We start from the raw sequence: 16486 nt of genomic DNA on the forward strand, positions 1-16486 counted from the left end.
GGACACGGGACTCCTACGGTGTGCGGACGACCAGCTGGTCGCACTCGGACGGTCGGTCGGTGCAGCCCAGGCGTACGGCCGCGCACCGTGTCTTTGTCGCTCCCCGATGGTGACCCATCCAACGCCAGTCGCGACCTGACGATCGTACCGAGCGACCCCGCCCTGTGTCACCCTGGATGCATGACGCTGCTCTCGCCCGACGTGGACGAACGGACCACCACGGACGAACGGACCAGTGCGCGGGCGGACACCCCGTGGGTCACGGTGGTGTGGGACGACCCGGTGAACCTGATGTCGTACGTCACCTACGTCTTCCAGCGGCACTTCGGGTTCTCTCGCGAGCAGGCCGAGCGGCTCATGCACCAGGTCAACGACGACGGCCGGGCGATCGTGGCGACGGGCCCGCGTGAGTCGATGGAGGCCCACGTGCAGTCCATGCACGGCTACGGGCTGCAGGCGACCGTCGACAAGGCTCCCGAAGCGTGATCCCGTTCGTCCGCCGCGCCGACGGCGTCCACCTCGGCCTGTCCTCCGGCGAGCGCGACCTGCTCGCCTCGCTCACCGAGCAGCTGCAGCAGGTGCTCGGCGGTGACCTGTCCACCGACCCGATCAGCGAACGGATGTTCCCGGACGCCTACCCCGGCGACGACGCGGCGAGCGCGGAGTTCCGGAAGTACACGCAGTCCGACCTGCTCACGCAGAAGACGACGAACGCCTCGATCGTGCACGACTGGCTGACGGGCACCCGCGACGGTTCGCTCGACGCCGAGGACGAGCAGGCGTGGCTCCGCACCCTCACCGACCTGCGGCTGACGATCGCCGACCGGCTGGGCATCGAGGACGCCGACGACGAGGAGCGGTCCGTCGAGGCCGACGCGGGCGTCGGCCTGCGCGACGTCTACGACTGGCTCGGCTACGTGCAGGAACACCTGGTCGTCACGCTCACGTCGCGCTGACGGCCCACGGCCTGGAGGCTCGGATCACCTCCGGTGCGGCGGGTCACCCCAGCAGGTCGTCGCGGTGGGCTCGCGCCCAGTCGGTCAGGCTCCGGGGCGCGGTGCCGGTGATGCGCAGGACGTCGTCGCTCATCACGTCGACGCCGTCGAGGCCGCGGCGGACGACCCGGCCGAACTGCTGCCGGAGCCCCTCGGCCTGCCACGCGGGCACGCCGCTCAGGCGCAGCACACCGGCGTAGACCCGGCTCGGCAGGTGCAGGGCGCGCACGGGTCGGCCGAGCCCGGTGGCGAGCGCGGCGGCGACACCCCGCGCGTCGAGCAGATCCGGCCCGGTGAGCACCGGTTCGGTGCCGTCGTGGCCGTCCTCCGTCAGCACCCGGGCGGCGGTCCGGGCGATGTCCTCGGTGTCGATCCAGCCGATCACCCCGCGGCCGGTGGTGTGCGGGAACCACCCCCGTCGGATCGCCGGCGCCGAGGGCTGCACGTTCGTCATGAACGACGAGGGGTGCAGGATCGTCCACGCCAGCCCGCTCTCGCGCACCAGACGGTCGATGTGCCAGGCGGCGCTCGCCCACGACATCGGGGAGTGCTCGGCGGCGTCCCCGCCCGACAGCTGCACGATCCGGCCGATCCCTGCACGCTGCGCCGCACGGACCCCGGTGGTGCCCTGCTCGCGCTGCCGCTGGCTGACCGGCGTCACGAGGAAGAACCGGTCGACCCCCTCGAGCGCCGCGGTGAGCGCGTCCTCGTCGTCCAGGTCGGCCAGACGTCCGTCGATGCCCCGCGCCCGGAGCGCGTCGACCTGTTCGGGCCGTCGGACCACGGCACGCACCGTCACCCCGGCCGCCCGCAGCAGCTCCACAGTCTTGCCCCCGACGTCCCCGGTCACGCCGGTGACCGCCACGATCTCGCCCATGTCCGCTCCTCGTCCCGCTGACCCGTTCTGGTATCAGTTTCCTGATACCAGAACGTACGCCGGTACGATCGCCCCGTGCCCCAGGAACTCCCAGCCCCGCGCGACGACGTCGACGGCATCGTGGCGTGGACGGTGATCCGGGCCGCACGGACGCTCTCCCGCCGGCTCGCAGCCGAGCTGGCGCCGCTCGGGTTGACGCCCGTGGAGTTCGGGGCGCTCATCCAGCTCGCCACAGCGGGCGAGCTCAGCCAGGCCGACCTGGCGCGGGCCGTCGGCGTCCGACCGCAGAGCATGACGACGCTCGTCGGGGGGCTCTCGACGCGGGGACTCGTGGAGCGGGGCGCCGCACCTGGCCGGGGACGGTCCTCCCGGATGCGGCTGACCGACCAGGGCGAGGCGCTGCTGGCACGCGCCCACCCGATCGTCCGGGCGAGCAACGCGTGGTTCGGCGACGGTGCGGAATCGATCTCGGCGACCCTGCTCCCGCTGCTCGAGCCGGACGCGGGCGACGACGGGTCCGCCGTTCCCTGAGCGATATCAGAAGGCAAACTTGCAAGGTTGGCTGGTGACGGACTAGCCTCCGGGGCGTGACCGACGCACCGGAGACCGACCCGACCGACCTGGCCGACGCCGTGCTGACGATGCACGGACGACTGCGGCGGTCGTTGCTGGCCTCGAAGTCGGACGACGTCACGGCGTCGCAGACCGCCGCCCTCGGACGCCTGCTGCGGCACGGGCCGGCCACCATCGCCGACCTGGCGCGAGCCGAGGGTGTCCGACCGCAGTCGATGGGCGCGACCGTCCAGGCCCTGGTCGACCTCGGCCTGGCCGAGCGGCAGGCCGACCCGACGGACGGCCGGCGGGCGATCGTCAGCGCGACGGCGGCCGGCCGGGACGCGCGCCAGACCGCCTGGGCCGCGCGGAACCACGAGCTCGCCGAGCGGCTCGCGACCCTGCCCGAGGCGGACCGCCGCGTCGTCGCGCGGGCGATGGACCTGCTCGGGCCGATCGTCGATCCCTGACCCGCACCCCTCGCCCAGTCCTGCAACCGGAAGAAGCGCTCTCACGTCCACCACCACGACCCCCGACACGACCACGGGCAGCGGCTTCGGCCCGAAGCTCCTCATCCCGGTGCTCGTCGGGCCCCTGCTCAACCCGATCAACACCACGATGGTGTCGGTCGCCCTCACCCCGATCTCCCGCGACCTGGGCATCGGTGCGGCGCAGGCGATCTGGCTCGTCGCGGCCCTGTACCTGGCGAGTGCGATCGCGCAGCCCACGATGGGCAAGCTCGCCGACCGGTTCGGCCCGAAGAAGGTGTTCCTGACCGGGCTCGTCATCGTCGGGATCGCCGGGGTGGTGCCCGAGGTGCTGACCGGGTTCGGCGGCGCCGTTTTCGCCCGGGTGCTCATCGGCATCGGGACGTCGTCGGCCTACCCGGCGGCACTCACCACGCTCCGGCAGCACTCCGCTCGGATCGGGAAGCCGACGCCGCCGCTCGTGCTCGGGGCGCTGTCGATCACGTCGCTCGTGTCCGCCGCCGCCGGCCCACCGCTCGGCGGGGCGCTCATCGCCGCGTTCGGCTGGCACGCGATCTTCCTGGTGAACGTGCCGCTCGCGGTGTTCGGCATCGTCGTGGCGACGCTCTGGCTGCCGTCCGACCGGCTGCGTCCGCGCGACGACGCCGACCTGCCGGTGCTGCAGGCGCTCGACCCGCTCGGCATGGTGCTGATGACCGGGACCGTCTCGGCGCTGCTCGTCTTCCTGCTCGACCTGTCCGCCGGGCTGTGGTGGCTGCTCGCGGTGGCCGTCGTGCTGCTCGTCGCCCTGGTGGCGTGGGAGCTCCGGGCCGTGCGACCGTTCGTCGACGTGCGGCTGCTCGCCCGGAACGGCGCGTTGTCCCGCACCTACGGCCGCCTGTTCCTGACGTACCTGCTCGCCTACACGATGACCTACGGGTTCTCGCAGTGGGTGCAGGACGTCGCGGGCTACCCGAGCGACGTCGCCGGGTACATCCAGCTGCCGGCCGCGATCGTCGCCGGGGTGGCCTCGTTCGTGGTCGCACGGAAGACCGCGATCCGCGGGCCGCTCGTCGTCGCCGCACTGGTGCCGATCCTGGGCGGTGCGCTCCTGCTCTTCCTGCACACCGGGTCGCCCGTCGTCCTGCTCGCCCTGACCCCGGCGCTGTTCGGGGTGCCGCAGGCCCTGGCGTCGGTGTCGAACCAGGCGGCGCTGTACCGGCTCGTCCCCGCGGAGTACATCGGCACCGCGGCCGGGCTGTCGCGCACCGCGGTGTACATCGGGGCGATCGCGGCATCCTCGCTCATCGGTGGCGTGTTCGGCCAGGCCCCGACGACGCCGGACCTGCACGTGCTGGCGTGGGTGATCCTCGGCGTCGCGGTGCTCCTGACCGTGCTGACCCTGGCCGACCGGCGCTTGCGGGACGCCGACGCCGGCGCCGGGCGCTGACGCTGGCGCCCGCCGCCTGACGCTTCGTGAGCAGGAATGGTCGAGTCGCCGCGGCGCACTCGACCATTCCTGCTCACGAAGCACCTCCCCCGCGGCCGGTACCCTGATCCGGTGACCGACCCGACCCCCACGCACTGGACCCTGACGCTCGTCTGCGACGACCAGCCCGGGATCGTGCACGCCGTCTCCGGAGCGATCGTCGCCGCCCACGGCAACATCACCGAGTCGCAGCAGTTCTCCAGCGCCGACACGAACACCTTCTTCATGCGCCTGCAGGTGATGGCGCCGGTGGACCGCGCCGCCTTCGAGGCAGCACTCGCCCCCGTCGCCGCCCGCTACGACGCCCGCGTCCAGCTCGACGTCGTCGGTCGTCCGCTGCGCACCCTCGTGCTCGTGTCGAAGGCGGGCCACTGCCTGAACGACCTGCTCTACCGGCAGCGCGGCGGACAGCTGCCGATCGAGGTCCCCCTCGTGCTGTCGAACCACGCGGACCTGTCCGAGCTCGCCGCGTTCTACTCCGTGCCGTTCGAGCACCGTCCGGTCACCGACGCCGAGTCGAAGGAGCAGATGGAGCGGCGCGTGCTGCAGGCGGTGGAGGAGCACGACATCGAGCTCGTGGTCCTCGCCCGCTACATGCAGATCCTGTCGCCCGAACTCTGCGCCGCACTCGAGGGGCGTGCCGTCAACATCCACCACTCGTTCCTGCCCGGCTTCAAGGGCGCGAACCCGTACCGGCAGGCGCATGCCCGCGGGGTGAAGCTCATCGGTGCGACCGCGCACTTCGTGACGAGCGACCTCGACGAGGGCCCGATCATCGAGCAGAACGTCGTCCGCGTCGACCACACCAAGGAACCGGCCGAGCTGGTGTCCATCGGGCAGGACGAAGAGTCCCGCACGCTCACCCAGGCGGTGCGCTGGATCGCGGAGGACCGCGTCCTGCTCGACGGCGCCCGCACCATCATCTTCAAGTAGGCAGCACCATGACCAACGCCCCGCAGTCCCCCGTCGACTGGGAATCGGTCCCGGACCCGGCAGCCGTCCGGCAGCCGCGACGGCGGTTCGAGGCCTGGATGATCCTGCGGATCGCCGTGATGGTGTTCGGCCTGCTGTCCCTGGCCTTCTGGGGCTACTGGTCGTGGCAGCTCCCGCTCCCCGGCTACCTGTTCATGGTCGGGGCTCCCCTGTTCGCCGCGGTCGTCTGGTACTTCTTCCGGTCGCCGCGCTCCCCGATCGAGACCGACATCGTCGGCAAGACCATCGTCGAGGTCGCCTTGGTCGTCGCCGCAGGCGCGACCTGGATCTCCATCGGCCACCCGGTCGTCGGCATCGTCTTCATCGTGATCGCCGCCCTGAGCGGCGTGATCGCGTTCCGCAAGGAGACCGCATGAGCACCACGGGCCTCCAGACCGGCCAGGAGGCCCAGCGCACGCTGGTCCGTGCAGCCCGCGTCGTCGACGCGGCCGGCACCACGGCCGACGGCTGGGTCCTGGTCGTCGGCGACACGATCCACGCGACCGGCTCCGGCCCCGAGGCCCCCGCGGCCGACCGGGTCGTCGACCTGGGCGACGCGGTCCTGACGCCCGGCTTCGTGGACCTGCACGGGCACGGTGGGGCGACCGAGGCGTACGAGGACGACTCGTTCGACCGTTCGCTCGCGATGCACCGTTCGCACGGCACGACCCGCTCCGTCCTGTCGCTCGTCGCGAACCCGGTCCCCGCGCTCGCGGCGTCGCTGGCCCACGTCCGCGCTGTGATGGCGACCGACCCGCTCGTGCTCGGTGTGCACCTGGAGGGACCGTTCCTGTCCCCGCACAACAAGGGCGCCCACAACGAGTCGTTCCTGATCGAGCCGACCCCCGCCGCGGTCGACGCCCTGCTCGAAGCGGGCGAGGGTGTCATCCGCCAGGTCACGATCGCGCCCGAGCTGCCCGGAGCGCTCGACGCCGTCCGCCGCTTCGTCGACGCCGGCGTCACGGTCGCCGTCGGCCACACGGTCGGCACGTACGACCAGGCGCGGGCCGCGTTCGACGCCGGCGCGACGATCCTGACCCACGCCTGCAACGCGATGCCCGGGCTGCACCACCGCGCTCCGGGGCCGATCGGCGCCGCCGTGTCGGACGACCGCGTGACGCTCGAGCTCATCCTGGACGCCGTGCACGTGCACCCGGTCGTGGCGGACACGCTCTTCCGGGCGACGCCGGGTCGGGTGGCGCTGATCACCGATGCGATGGGTGCCGCCGGCGCTGCGGACGGGTCGTACCGGCTCGGGTCGCTCGACGTCACGGTGACCGACGGCGTCGCACACGTGGCGGGGACGGAGACCATCGCGGGGTCGACGCTGACGCAGGACGTGGCGCTCCGCAACGCGGTCTCGCTCGCCGGGCGGACCCTGCCCGAGGCCGTGGCGGCGCTGACGAGCGTGCCGGCCGGCGCGCTGGGGCTCGGCGACCGTCTGGGTCGGCTGGCGCCGGGGTTCGCCGCCGACCTCGTGGCGCTGTCGCCGTCGCTCGAGGTCGAGCGCGTCTGGGGTGGCGGGCGCGAGCTGCGCTGAAGCGCGCACGGCACAGACGGCTCGCTCGGACACGTCACGGCAGGTCGGTCGGGCGGGGGTTGAGGGGCTCACCGAACCGTGGGGCCCGGCCCGGGACGCAGTGCCCGTCGATGGACACGTCCGCGTACGAATCGAATGCCTGGAAGAAGATGGCGAACCCGTCTGCTGCTGTCCCACCGAGGTACCCCTTCGGGTAGCTGATGACCGTCCGCTCCGGCGAGAGTTCCGTGTCGTGCTGAACACGCGCGCCCTCGTACCCGATGTTCGCGAGTGCCCTCGCGACTCCTTCGGCAACCTGATCGGGTGTGCCCGGGAGCGGAAGTCTCCGGGTGCTCGCGTAGGTGTACTGCGCAGCGTCCTCGCCATCGCCTCCGCAGAGGTTCCACCCTGGGTCCTCGTCACCCCAACCCTCCTGCCCGACGACCGAGCGCACGGCGGCGAAGATGTCCAGGACGTCCTGGTGCGACTGTTCGACGTTCATCGACGTGTCCTTCTGGATCGGGGAGTCCGGGGAGGCGCCGGTGCACCCGGCCAGGAGCGCGGTGACCACCAGGGCTCCGGCGAGGGCGGCGCCCCGCGGTTCAGAGCATCGGGTCACCGGTGCCCCCGGTCTGCCAGCCGTACATGAGCCAGTCGTCCTTGGTCTGCTGCCGCATCCGATCGAAGGGGCCGCCGCGCTCCGGGATCTCGTCTCCGAGTCCCATCGCCGCTCGTGCAGCGTTGTGCTGGGCGGTGGTCCCGTTGTCGAAGTAGGAGTACCGGCCGTCGTCGTCATCGCCGTCGAACGGCCCGTGGCGGGTGACGCCGTGCAGGGTGCCCGACCCATAACCCTCGGTCTCGGAGCTGAACGCGTGCGCGTCCCACGTGGACTCGGTCGGGTCACGCCGACCGGACAGGTTCTGCCCGGTGACGGCCCAGCCGTCCTTCGCGCCCTGGCTGGCGAAGACCTGCCCCTCGGGCACGTGCAGCGCGGACGCGTTCGGTACGGCGTCCGTCACACCGGCCGAGCCGAGCAGCACCACGTGGTCGGCGTGGGTCTTCGTCAGGGCGATGGTCGCCACGGTCGTGCCGTAGGAGTGCCCCATGACGGTCAGGTCGGCGTCCCGCCCGGCAGCCGCTCGTGCCGCGTGGAACCCGTCGAGGTCGGCGACGAGTCGCTCGGCGCCCGCTCGCGCTCGGTCTTCCGCCAGGACGGTCCGGAACGACGGGTCGTCGGCCATCGGCGGGTGGTAGCCGATCCAGGACACGACGGCGATGTCACTGCGGCGGATGCCAGCCACACGAGCCTCCTCACGACGCATCCCGCGGGCGATCGCGCTGTAGTCCTGCACCGTGCCGTCCTGGTACGTCGCGGTGTTCATGCCCGGCACGATGACGCTGACGTGCGTGGCACGGTCGAGGTCACCCGCGACGACCTGCGCGAGCGGGGGACGGTCGTCGACGAGTGCCACCAGCGAGACCGGTGTCGTGGCGAGGGTGTCCTGGATGTTCCGGTAGGCGTCGCGCTGCCGCTCCCAGACGAGCAGCTGCTCCCGTGCCGTCGCCGCTTCGGCCGGGTTCCGGGCGGCGTCGTGCCGCCCTCGCCAGTGGCGGACCTGCTTGCGGGCGTGTGCGAGCCGGTCAGCCAACACCGTCGTGTTCGCCCGTGCCCGCGCCCAGGAGGCGACACCGTTCAGGTTGCCGATGACCGCCGTCATCGCCGCGACGAACGCCCGCTGGACCGTGGACGGCACACCGTCGACGCCCGACATCGCCTGCCACCACCCGGCCACCTGCGCAGGGTCGAGTCCGGCGAGCCGCTCGGCGACCCGTGCGTCGTCACCGAGCGCGGCGACGGTCTCCGGGTCGAGGGTGCCGAGCCAGGTGAGGAACTGCCCGTCGCTCATCGCGGACACGACCGTGGCGGAGACCAGCTTGCCGAGCACCGACCGGTCCTCGAGCGCGGAGGCCGCCGCTCGGTCGGCTGCGGCTCGGCGGGCGACGAGCTCGTCCCACTGCGTCGTCAGCCGAGCGTCCAGCGCTGCCAACCACTCGCCGCTGCGCTCCAGCTGCTGCAGGAGCGCACGGTCCGACTCGACCGCATCCGGTCCGGACGCCACCACGGTGGCATCGCGGATCGCCCGCTGGTTGGCCGCGATGTCGTCCGCGGTGTTCCGCCGGGTCGTCTGCAGGCTCGCGGCGTCGTCCTGGATCTCCCGCACCTGGCGTGCGTAGGTGCCGAGTGCGGCCGACGCCGCGTCCAGCCGCGCCGCGACGCGCTGGGCACTCGCCGGCATCGCCGCCGCCGTCACGAGGAACCGCTGTTGCGCCCGCCCCGCCCAGCCGGACGCCGCGTGCTCCGCGGCGACGAGCACGTGCCGGGCGCCGTCACGGACCGCGTCCGAGTGGTCGTCGTGCCGACGGGCGATCCGCTGGATGCCGTCCGGGTCGCCCGCGACGGGGTCCGCGCTCACCGGACCCGCCGGGCGAGGTCGGCATCCGCACGCAGGACCGCTTCGGCGGCGGCGGTCACGTACTCGCGCAGCGTGTCCGCGTCGTCACCGAGGGACCGGATCATCGCGTCGTGCGCCCTGGCCGACGCGACGAACGCGGACTCGACCGCCCCCGAGCCGAACGTACCGCCGTCCGAACCGGACAACGGGCGCTCAGAGCGGAGGTCGGTGACCGCCTGCCCCGCCGCTCGTGCGACCGCCTGCATCGTCGGCAGGTCGACCGTCAGATCCCCCATGGTGCCCCCTCGTGTTCCCCGAGGAGGTCAACATATCACCGCTGAAGTACGGTGTGTCAAGCAGTGCTCAGCGGTCGACCGGGCGCCCCCGCTGGCCACTCGCCCACGACGTGTCCGCCGTGTCCCCGACCCGCAGGGACAACGTGCCGCCCCGCGTCACGAACGACGCCGGCACCCAGGACCGCTCGTGCGTCCACCCGTTCAACCGGGCACCCTGCACGTACGGCTCGGCCCCCGAGGACCGGATGAGGATCCGCTCGCCGCTCGAGCGCCGGATGTCGACCGTGCTGAACGTCGGGCTGCCGATGAGCATCTCCGCTCGCCCGGGCGTCTGCGGGAACAGGCCGATCGAGGCGAAGACGTACCAGGCGCTCATCGTGCCGAGGTCGTCGTTGCCCGGCAGGCCGCCTGGGCCGGTCGAGTAGGCGTCGTCCACGACCTGCCGCACGGTCTCCTGCGTCTTCCAGGGCTTGCCGAGGGCGTTGTACATCCACGGCGTGTGGATGTCGGGCTCGTTCGTCGGGTCGAACTTCGTCGCATCGCCACCGGTCACCGCGAACGCACCGGTGCTGTCGTGGAAGAAGTCGTCGAGCCGAGCGGTCGTGGCGTCGTCACCGCCGAGCGCGCTCGACAGCCCCTGCACGTCCTGCGGCACGAGCCAGGTGTACTGCGCGCTCGTGCCCTGCGCGAACCCGGTGCCGGTCGAGGGCGACCAGTCCGGCGTCCACGATCCGTCGGCCTGACGAGCGGCCTGGTAGCCGACGGCGGCGTTGAAGGTGTTCTTCCAGTAGGTCCCACGCTCCGCGAACATCCGGGCGTCCGACCGCAGCCCGAGGGAACCCGCCCAGTACCCGAGCGCGCTGTCGGAGATCGAGTCCTCGAGGGTCTCGGCCGCACCACCCCAGCAGGAGCAGTCGTCGTTCGCCGCGTACTGGCGCTCCAGGTACTCGTCGAGTGCGGGCCGCTGCGCCAGGCACTGCCCCGGGCACCCGATGTCGCTCTCGGCGTCCGCGTTCTCGACCGTCGCCTGGCGCTTGAGCGAGGCGTAGGCGGCCCGGACGTCGAAGTTCCGGACGCCCATGGCGTACCAGGTTGCGAGCGTCGCGGCCGAGGGGTCGCCGGTCATCACGTGCGTCGGAGCTCCGAGGTGCAGCCACCGGTCCCACACGCCGCCGTTCTGCTCGGCGAACCGCAGCATCGACTGCGCCATGTCCCCGGCGACGTCCGGCCGCAGCAAGGCCAGCAGCTGGATCTGCGCCCGGTACTGGTCCCACCCGGAGTACGTGCCGTAGACGGCCCGGTGTCCGCGGTCCATCCGGTGCACCCGCAGGTCGGGCCCGAGGTAACGACCGTCGCGGTCGTTCAGCGTGTTCGGCTGCATGAGTGCGTGGTAGACCGACGTGTACAGCTGGGTGGTCCGGTCCGCCGTGCCACCACCGACGCGCAGGCGCGACAGTTCACGGTTCCAGGAGGCCCGTGTGCCGGCCGCCACGCTGGCGACGGTCGAGCGCTTGGTCACCTCGCCGTCACGGTTCGCGGCCGCCCCGGCCGCGCTCACGTACGAGATGCCGATCTTCGCCTGCACCGTCGCTCCGCGACGCGCGTCGAACCCGACCCACGCGCCGGAGCCGCGTCCGGCGCGGTCGGCGCCGGTCAGGTAGCCCTCCCCACCGGAGGAGGACGTGCCTCCAGGCTGGACCGTGCCGTCCTTCCAGGTGCCGGTGCTCGCGAACGCCGTGTCGAAGGTCGCGGTGAAGTAGAGGCGGTAGTAGCTGCGGCGGTCCGGGTTGGTGGCGCCGCCGCCGTTCGCGCGGCGGCTGCAGAAGCCGCCGGTCAGGACGCTGCCGCTGACCGTGCGGGTGCGGGGGTCGACGCGGGTGATCGCAGCCTCGCTGCCGTTGATCGAGTTCGACGTGCGGAAGAGCAGGTTCGCGTCCTTGCCGGCCGGGAACGTGAACGCGCCGACGCCGGCACGGGTGGTCACGGCCAGGTCGGTGCGGACGCCGTTGTCGAGCGTGACGCCGTAGCGGCCGGGGCTCGCGGACTCCTGGTCGTGGGAGTACCCGGCGGCGTAGACGGCGTCCTTCGAGTCGGCCGACGGCGAGGTCGTGACCGGGGTCGTGACCGGCATGATCGGCACGTCACCGGCAGCCCCGGGAGCACACCCGGCACCGTTCAGGTGCGTCAGGCTGAAGCCGCGCAGCCGGTTCACGTCGTACGAGTAGCCGTTCGCGACCGGGGTCGACGTCTGGTCACCCGCGGTGCCCGTGGGACTCCACTGCATCATCCCGAACGGCGCCGTGGCACCCGGCCAGGTGTTGCCGTTGTTGCTCGTGCCGATGAAGGGGTCGACGTACCGCGCGGGATCGCTGACGGTCCGTCCGGGCTGCGTCGACGGCGAGGCCACGGCCGGCGCGGCGACGATCGCCGTGCCCAGCAGTGCGGCGATCGTGGCCACCGCGGCGAGCGGGAGCGGACGGACGAGCGGGCGACGGTGCACGCGAGATCGGTTCACATCGGTGACGCTAGCCCCCTCGGACGGGGGACGCCGCCTGCGTCACCGACCGCTCTCCCGCTGTTCACGTCGGGTTCGGCGTCGGGCCCGGCCTCGGTCAGACGACGGCGCGGGCGGCGACCTCGTCGACGAAGGTGCGGACCCGCTGCCGGAACACCGGATCCGCGGCGGCCCCGCGGACGGGCACGACGTGCAGTCGCCGGTCACCCCGACGCAGCGCCGGCCCGACGAACACCCCCTCGGCGACGTCCGGCGCGGTGGCCGACCAGAGCGTCGAGCGAGCGCCGTCCTCCGCGGTCCGGGCCATGCTGCGGGCGATCATGCCGCCGAGGCGCTGCGCGAGGGTCTCGGCCTGGTCGTTCATCCCCGTCGCCGCGATGCCGGGGTGTGCGATGACCGAGCGGACGTCCGAGCCGGCCGCGCGGAGCCGCTCACCGAGGTCGACCGCGAGCGCCGTCGCCGCCGTCTTCGAGTCGGTGTACACGGCGAGCTGCGAGTAGTCGCTCGGATCGTCGACCCCGCCCGGTGCGGGCACGCGGCGGGTGCGCTGCGACAGGTTCGACCCGACGAGGACGACCCGGGGCGACGGTCCGCCGAGCACCGGGAGCATCGCGTCGGCGAGCACGGCCGGGCCGACGACGTTGGTGGCCCAGGTGCGTTCGATGCCCTCGTCGGTCAACCCGAACGCGCCCAGCGTCGCGCCGGCGTTGTTGACGAGGGCGTCCACGACGATGCCGTCCGCCACGAGCTGCCGGGCGAACGCCGTGACCGAGGCGACCGACGCGGTGTCGACGACCCGCGCCTCCAGGCCGACGGGCAGGACGCGAGCCGCCTTGTCGGGGTTGCGGACCGCCGCGATGACGCGTGCTCCGGCGGCTGCGAGTCGGGTCGCGACCACCAGCCCGAGTCCGCCGGTCGCGCCGGTGACCACCACGGTCCGGCCGCGCTGGTCGGGCATCGCGGACGGTTCCCACTCGAAGGTGTCCATGGTCGTCTCCTGCTCACTCGTCGTCTGGAATCGGATGATCCATCCGGAACGCTAGCACAAGCGGATAGAGTGTCCGTATGACGATCGCGATGGCCCGACCCGAAGCGCTGCGCTCCGATGCGCAACGCAACCGGACCGCGCTGCTGGACGTCGCCCGGTCGTTCCTCGAGCGGGGCGAGCAGCCGCTCCTCAACGCCGTCGCGCACGAGGCCGGCATGGGTGTCGGGACCGCCTACCGGCACTTCCCGTCGCAGCAGCACCTGCTCGAGGCGCTCGCGATCGACGCGCTCGAGGACATGCTCGACCTCGTCCGTGTCGCCGTCGCGCTGCCCGACGCGGTGGACGCGCTCCGCGGGGTCGTGACGACTGCGTTCCGGAGCATGGTCGACGACGCGGCCCTCGGCGACCTGCTGACGAACGGCGGGTTCTCGTGCGCCGACACCGCGGCGCTCGCGGGCGACCTGGTCGAGTCCGTCGACGCGCTGCTCGCACGGGCACGGGCCGAGGGGCTCGTGCGTGCCGATGTCGACGCGGACGACCTGCGACGGCTGCTGTGCGGGATGCGGGTGGCCGCCGTGGCGGGTGGCTCCCGGGTGCACGACCCCGAGCGCTACGTCGAGGTGCTGCTGGCGGGCCTCCGCCCGGCTGACCAACCACCCTCGCGCCCCGCGTGCCTCGCTGTCAGGATGGGCGCATGAGCGTCATGGTGTCCGTCTTCGATGCGTACCGGTCCCGCACGAGCGAGAAGTACACGGCCTACCCGCCGGACGTGCTCCCCATGTTCGTCGCCGAGATGGACAGCATGCTCGCCGAACCGATCCGCGACGCCCTGGTCACGGCGGTGACGAACGGCGACACCGGGTACGTCGGGCACGGACGGGCCCTGCCCAAGGCGTTCGCCGACTTCGCCGAGAGCCGGTGGGCATGGCGGGTCGACCCCGACCTGGTCCGCACCACCACGGACGTGTCGGTCGCGGCGGTCGAGGTGCTGCGCCGGGTCATCGAGCCGGGCGACCAGGTGGTCATCATGCCGCCCGTGTACCCGCCGTTCTGGGAGTACGTGTCCGAGGCCGGCGGCACCGTCACCGAGGTCCCGCTGCTCGCCCCCACGAGCCCGGCTGACCCCTTCGACACCACGGCCGGCTGGCGGATGGACCTGGACGGCATCGCACAGGCGTTCGCCGACGGAGCCCGCACGGTGCTGCTCTGCAACCCGCACAACCCCCTCGGCCTGGTGCACGACCGCGCGTCGCTCGTCGCACTCGCGAAGCTGGCCGCCGAGTGGGACGCCGTCGTGGTGTCCGACGAGATCCACGCGCCGCTCGTGCACGCCGACGCGGTGTTCACGCCGTTCCTGGAGTCCTGCCCCGAGGCCGCGTCCCTCGGCGTCGCCCTGACGAGCGCGAGCAAGGCCTGGAACCTCGCCGGCACGAAGTGCGCGATGATGATCGGCGCCTCGGAGCGGGCCCGCGCCTGGTTCGACGGCCTGCCGACCGAGGTCGTCGAGCGCACCGGCATCCTCGGCTACACGGCGAGCGTCGCGGCCTTCAGCGAGAGCGGGCCGTGGCTGGCGTCGCTGCTCACCGAGCTCGCGGCGAACCGGCGCGCCCTGGCCGAGCAGATCGGCGACGTGCTGCCCGGCGCCGAGTACCGGCAGCCGCAGGCGTCGTACCTGGCGTGGCTCGACCTGCGGGCGCTGCCGTGGGGCGACGACCCCGCATCGGAGCTCGTCGACCGGGCGAAGGTGGCGCTCGGCTCCGGCCCGGCGTTCGGACGGCAGGGCCGGGGCTTCGCGCGGCTGAACTTCGGGTGCTCGGCGGAGACGCTCGACGAGGGACTCAGCCGCCTCGCCGCAGCCGCCAGGGGCTGAACCCGAGCCAGACGCCTACTCGAACCGCTGCCAGGCCGGCTTGTTCGCGTACGTGTAGCGGTAGTAGTCGGCGAGCTGCAGCCCGGCGGCGGCTTCCTCGTCGACGACGACGGTCGCGTGCTCGTGCAGTTGCAGGGCCGAACCGGGCACGAAGGAGCTGAGCGGCCCCTCGATCGCAGCGGCGACGGCCGCGGCCTTCGACGGGCCCTGGGCGACGAGGACGAGCTCGCGGGCCTCGAGGATGGTGCCGAGCCCCTGCGTCATGCAGTGCGTCGGGACCTGCTCGGGCGAGTCGAAGAAGCGCGCGTTGGCGTCACGGGTCGACGGCGCGAGGGTCTTGATGCGGGTACGCGAGGCGAACGACGAGGTCGGCTCGTTGAACCCGATGTGGCCGTTGGCCCCGATGCCGAGGATCTGCACGTCGATCCCGCCCGCGGCACGGATCGCGGCGTCGTACTCCTTGGCCGCGAACTCCAGGTCGGCGGCACGGCCGTCCGGCACCCGCACGCGCGAGGCGTCGAATCCGAGCGGTGCCACCACGTCGCGAGCGATCACGGCCGCGTACGACTCGGGGTGCTCGAGCGGGATGCCGACGTACTCGTCGAGGGCGAACCCACGAGCCTCGGCGAACGAGACCTCGCCAGCCTGCACCCGGCGCTGCAGGTCGGTGTAGATGCCCTGCGGGCTGGATCCGGTGGCGAGACCGATGACGGCGGACGGCTTCTTGGCGACGACGGACGCGATCTTGGCCGCGGCGACGCGACCGACCTCGTCCGGCGTGGGCAGGATGATGATCTCCACACGGCAAGCCTACTGGTCATGACCAGTCTGCGACAGGGGTCGTGTGGGTAGCGTGGAGGCATGCCGACCCCCGACTTCGTCCTGTCCCTGCGCGAGAAGATCGGCACGGCGCCGCTCTGGCTGTCGGGCGTGAGCGCCATCGTGACCCGCGGCTCCGGCGCCGATCGCGAACTGCTCGTGGTCCGGCGGGCCGACACGGGCGCGTACACCCCGGTCACCGGGATCGTCGACCCGGGCGAGGAACCCGCCGTCGCCGCCGAACGCGAGGTCCTGGAGGAAGCCGACGTCGTCGCCGTCGCCGAACGCCTGGCCTGGGTGCAGGTGCTGCCCGAGATGACCTACCCGAACGGCGACCGGTCGCAGTACCTCGACCTGGTCTTCGCCTGCCGGTACGTCTCCGGGACGCCGAACCCCGCCGACGGCGAGAACACCGAGGCGTTCTGGGCTCGGCTCGACGCCCTGCCCGACATGTCGGAGAACATGCGGGCACGCGTCGAGGCCGGGCTGGCCGACGAGCGCGAGGCGCGCTTCCAGCGCTGCCCCCACCGGTCTGGAGGCGCGGTGCCAGGCCGCCACGGGCCTCCCGTCCGCCGTCGGTCGCGCCCACCCCGCCAAAGCGACAGAAGTCCGCGAAGCATCCGCGCCCATCTGTCGCTTTCGCGACGGTGAGCGCGGTCGCGAGCGCGATCTGT

General features: G+C 72.5%; 18 protein-coding genes and 1 riboswitch. Of the genes, 11 read left to right on the forward strand and 7 right to left on the reverse strand.

Annotation, left to right across the window (positions count from 1 at the left end; all coding sequences use genetic code 11):
• Positions 1 to 57: 57 nt before the first annotated feature.
• A riboswitch (ZMP/ZTP riboswitch) is annotated at positions 58 to 142 on the reverse strand.
• Between the two features lie 38 nt (positions 143 to 180).
• Together clpS and DEJ03_RS00575 are read left to right on the forward strand one after the other, a co-directional pair.
• On the forward strand, positions 181 to 486 hold the full coding sequence (clpS, locus tag DEJ03_RS00570) for an ATP-dependent Clp protease adapter ClpS (RefSeq protein ID WP_071404706.1): 306 nt from the start codon (positions 181 to 183) through the stop codon (positions 484 to 486).
• Positions 483 to 956, forward strand: coding sequence for a DUF2017 family protein (locus DEJ03_RS00575; RefSeq protein ID WP_071404705.1), 474 nt, complete (start codon positions 483 to 485; stop codon positions 954 to 956). The genes clpS and DEJ03_RS00575 overlap by 4 nt, the downstream gene beginning before the upstream one ends.
• Positions 957 to 999: 43 nt before the next feature.
• Here DEJ03_RS00575 and DEJ03_RS00580 read toward each other — a convergent pair whose 3' ends face one another.
• On the reverse strand, positions 1000 to 1872 hold the full coding sequence (locus DEJ03_RS00580) for an NAD(P)H-binding protein (protein WP_110863133.1): 873 nt from the start codon (positions 1870 to 1872) through the stop codon (positions 1000 to 1002).
• 75 nt (positions 1873 to 1947) lie between these two features.
• Here DEJ03_RS00580 and DEJ03_RS00585 point away from each other — a divergent pair, with 75 nt between their 5' ends.
• From DEJ03_RS00585 to nagA, 6 genes are all read left to right on the forward strand, one after another.
• The gene (locus DEJ03_RS00585; RefSeq protein ID WP_110863134.1) at positions 1948 to 2403 is read left to right on the forward strand and encodes a MarR family winged helix-turn-helix transcriptional regulator; all 456 of its coding nucleotides are present in this window, start codon (positions 1948 to 1950) and stop codon (positions 2401 to 2403) included.
• 56 nt (positions 2404 to 2459) lie between these two features.
• On the forward strand, positions 2460 to 2894 hold the full coding sequence (locus DEJ03_RS00590; RefSeq protein WP_071404703.1) for a MarR family winged helix-turn-helix transcriptional regulator: 435 nt from the start codon (positions 2460 to 2462) through the stop codon (positions 2892 to 2894).
• Positions 2895 to 3003: 109 nt separating this feature from the next.
• Positions 3004 to 4341, forward strand: coding sequence for an MFS transporter (locus tag DEJ03_RS00595; protein ID WP_220034094.1), 1338 nt, complete (start codon positions 3004 to 3006; stop codon positions 4339 to 4341).
• A 111-nt stretch (positions 4342 to 4452) separates the two neighbouring features.
• Entirely contained in the window at positions 4453 to 5313 is an 861-nt protein-coding gene (gene purU, locus DEJ03_RS00600) for a formyltetrahydrofolate deformylase (protein ID WP_110863135.1), read from the forward strand.
• A gap of 8 nt (positions 5314 to 5321) precedes the next feature.
• Complete coding sequence (locus DEJ03_RS00605) at positions 5322 to 5729, forward strand: YrdB family protein (RefSeq protein WP_084740750.1); 408 nt, start codon at positions 5322 to 5324, stop codon at positions 5727 to 5729.
• The gene (nagA, locus tag DEJ03_RS00610) at positions 5726 to 6892 is read left to right on the forward strand and encodes an N-acetylglucosamine-6-phosphate deacetylase (protein ID WP_110863136.1); all 1167 of its coding nucleotides are present in this window, start codon (positions 5726 to 5728) and stop codon (positions 6890 to 6892) included. The genes DEJ03_RS00605 and nagA overlap by 4 nt, the downstream gene beginning before the upstream one ends.
• Positions 6893 to 6926: 34 nt before the next feature.
• On the opposite strand, the gene DEJ03_RS00615 is transcribed toward nagA, so the two are convergent.
• From DEJ03_RS00615 to DEJ03_RS00635, 5 genes are all read right to left on the reverse strand, one after another.
• Positions 6927 to 7490 (reverse strand): hypothetical protein, encoded by a 564-nt coding sequence (locus DEJ03_RS00615; RefSeq protein WP_258370433.1) that lies wholly within the window; start codon positions 7488 to 7490, stop codon positions 6927 to 6929.
• A complete protein-coding gene (locus DEJ03_RS00620; protein ID WP_110863138.1) occupies positions 7474 to 9345 on the reverse strand; it encodes an alpha/beta hydrolase in 1872 nt (623 codons plus the stop codon). Before DEJ03_RS00620 ends, DEJ03_RS00615 begins: the two co-directional genes overlap by 17 nt.
• Positions 9342 to 9620, reverse strand: a complete 279-nt coding sequence (locus DEJ03_RS00625) for a hypothetical protein (RefSeq protein WP_110863139.1) — start codon at positions 9618 to 9620, stop codon at positions 9342 to 9344. Before DEJ03_RS00625 ends, DEJ03_RS00620 begins: the two co-directional genes overlap by 4 nt.
• Positions 9621 to 9687: 67 nt before the next feature.
• Entirely contained in the window at positions 9688 to 12135 is a 2448-nt protein-coding gene (locus tag DEJ03_RS00630) for a GH92 family glycosyl hydrolase (protein ID WP_258370434.1), read from the reverse strand.
• 97 nt (positions 12136 to 12232) lie between these two features.
• Positions 12233 to 13123: an SDR family NAD(P)-dependent oxidoreductase gene (locus DEJ03_RS00635; protein ID WP_110863141.1), complete on the reverse strand. Its 891-nt coding sequence runs from the start codon at positions 13121 to 13123 to the stop codon at positions 12233 to 12235.
• A 77-nt stretch (positions 13124 to 13200) separates the two neighbouring features.
• On the opposite strand from DEJ03_RS00635, the gene DEJ03_RS00640 reads away from it, so the two are divergent.
• Positions 13201 to 13821 carry a TetR/AcrR family transcriptional regulator gene (locus DEJ03_RS00640; protein WP_110863142.1) on the forward strand — a complete coding sequence of 207 codons (621 nt, stop codon included), beginning with the start codon at positions 13201 to 13203 and terminating at the stop codon, positions 13819 to 13821.
• Entirely contained in the window at positions 13818 to 14993 is a 1176-nt protein-coding gene (locus DEJ03_RS00645) for a MalY/PatB family protein (RefSeq protein ID WP_110863143.1), read from the forward strand. The genes DEJ03_RS00640 and DEJ03_RS00645 overlap by 4 nt, the downstream gene beginning before the upstream one ends.
• A 15-nt stretch (positions 14994 to 15008) precedes the next feature.
• On the opposite strand, the gene nagB is transcribed toward DEJ03_RS00645, so the two are convergent.
• Positions 15009 to 15794 (reverse strand): glucosamine-6-phosphate deaminase, encoded by a 786-nt coding sequence (gene nagB / locus DEJ03_RS00650; RefSeq protein WP_110863144.1) that lies wholly within the window; start codon positions 15792 to 15794, stop codon positions 15009 to 15011.
• A 60-nt stretch (positions 15795 to 15854) separates the two neighbouring features.
• On the opposite strand from nagB, the gene DEJ03_RS00655 reads away from it, so the two are divergent.
• On the forward strand, positions 15855 to 16463 hold the full coding sequence (locus DEJ03_RS00655; RefSeq protein ID WP_110863145.1) for an NUDIX domain-containing protein: 609 nt from the start codon (positions 15855 to 15857) through the stop codon (positions 16461 to 16463).
• The last annotated feature ends 23 nt before the right edge of the window (positions 16464 to 16486 follow it).

It is taken from the genome of Curtobacterium sp. MCLR17_043, from assembly GCF_003224215.1.
In the GTDB taxonomy this organism is placed as follows: domain Bacteria; phylum Actinomycetota; class Actinomycetes; order Actinomycetales; family Microbacteriaceae; genus Curtobacterium; species Curtobacterium flaccumfaciens.

Excerpts from the sequence above, each read along its gene's own strand:
- DEJ03_RS00625 (WP_110863139.1), bottom strand. The coding sequence starts at position 9,620 with ATGGGGGATCTGACGGTCGACCTGCCGACGATGCAGGCGGTCGCACGA.
- DEJ03_RS00605 (WP_084740750.1), top strand. The coding sequence starts at position 5,322 with ATGACCAACGCCCCGCAGTCCCCCGTCGACTGGGAATCGGTCCCGGAC.
- DEJ03_RS00655 (WP_110863145.1), top strand. The coding sequence starts at position 15,855 with ATGCCGACCCCCGACTTCGTCCTGTCCCTGCGCGAGAAGATCGGCACG.
- DEJ03_RS00645 (WP_110863143.1), top strand. The coding sequence starts at position 13,818 with ATGAGCGTCATGGTGTCCGTCTTCGATGCGTACCGGTCCCGCACGAGC.
- DEJ03_RS00640 (WP_110863142.1), top strand. The coding sequence starts at position 13,201 with ATGACGATCGCGATGGCCCGACCCGAAGCGCTGCGCTCCGATGCGCAA.
- clpS (WP_071404706.1), top strand. The coding sequence starts at position 181 with ATGACGCTGCTCTCGCCCGACGTGGACGAACGGACCACCACGGACGAA.
- nagA (WP_110863136.1), top strand. The coding sequence starts at position 5,726 with ATGAGCACCACGGGCCTCCAGACCGGCCAGGAGGCCCAGCGCACGCTG.
- DEJ03_RS00580 (WP_110863133.1), bottom strand. The coding sequence starts at position 1,872 with ATGGGCGAGATCGTGGCGGTCACCGGCGTGACCGGGGACGTCGGGGGC.
- DEJ03_RS00635 (WP_110863141.1), bottom strand. The coding sequence starts at position 13,123 with ATGGACACCTTCGAGTGGGAACCGTCCGCGATGCCCGACCAGCGCGGC.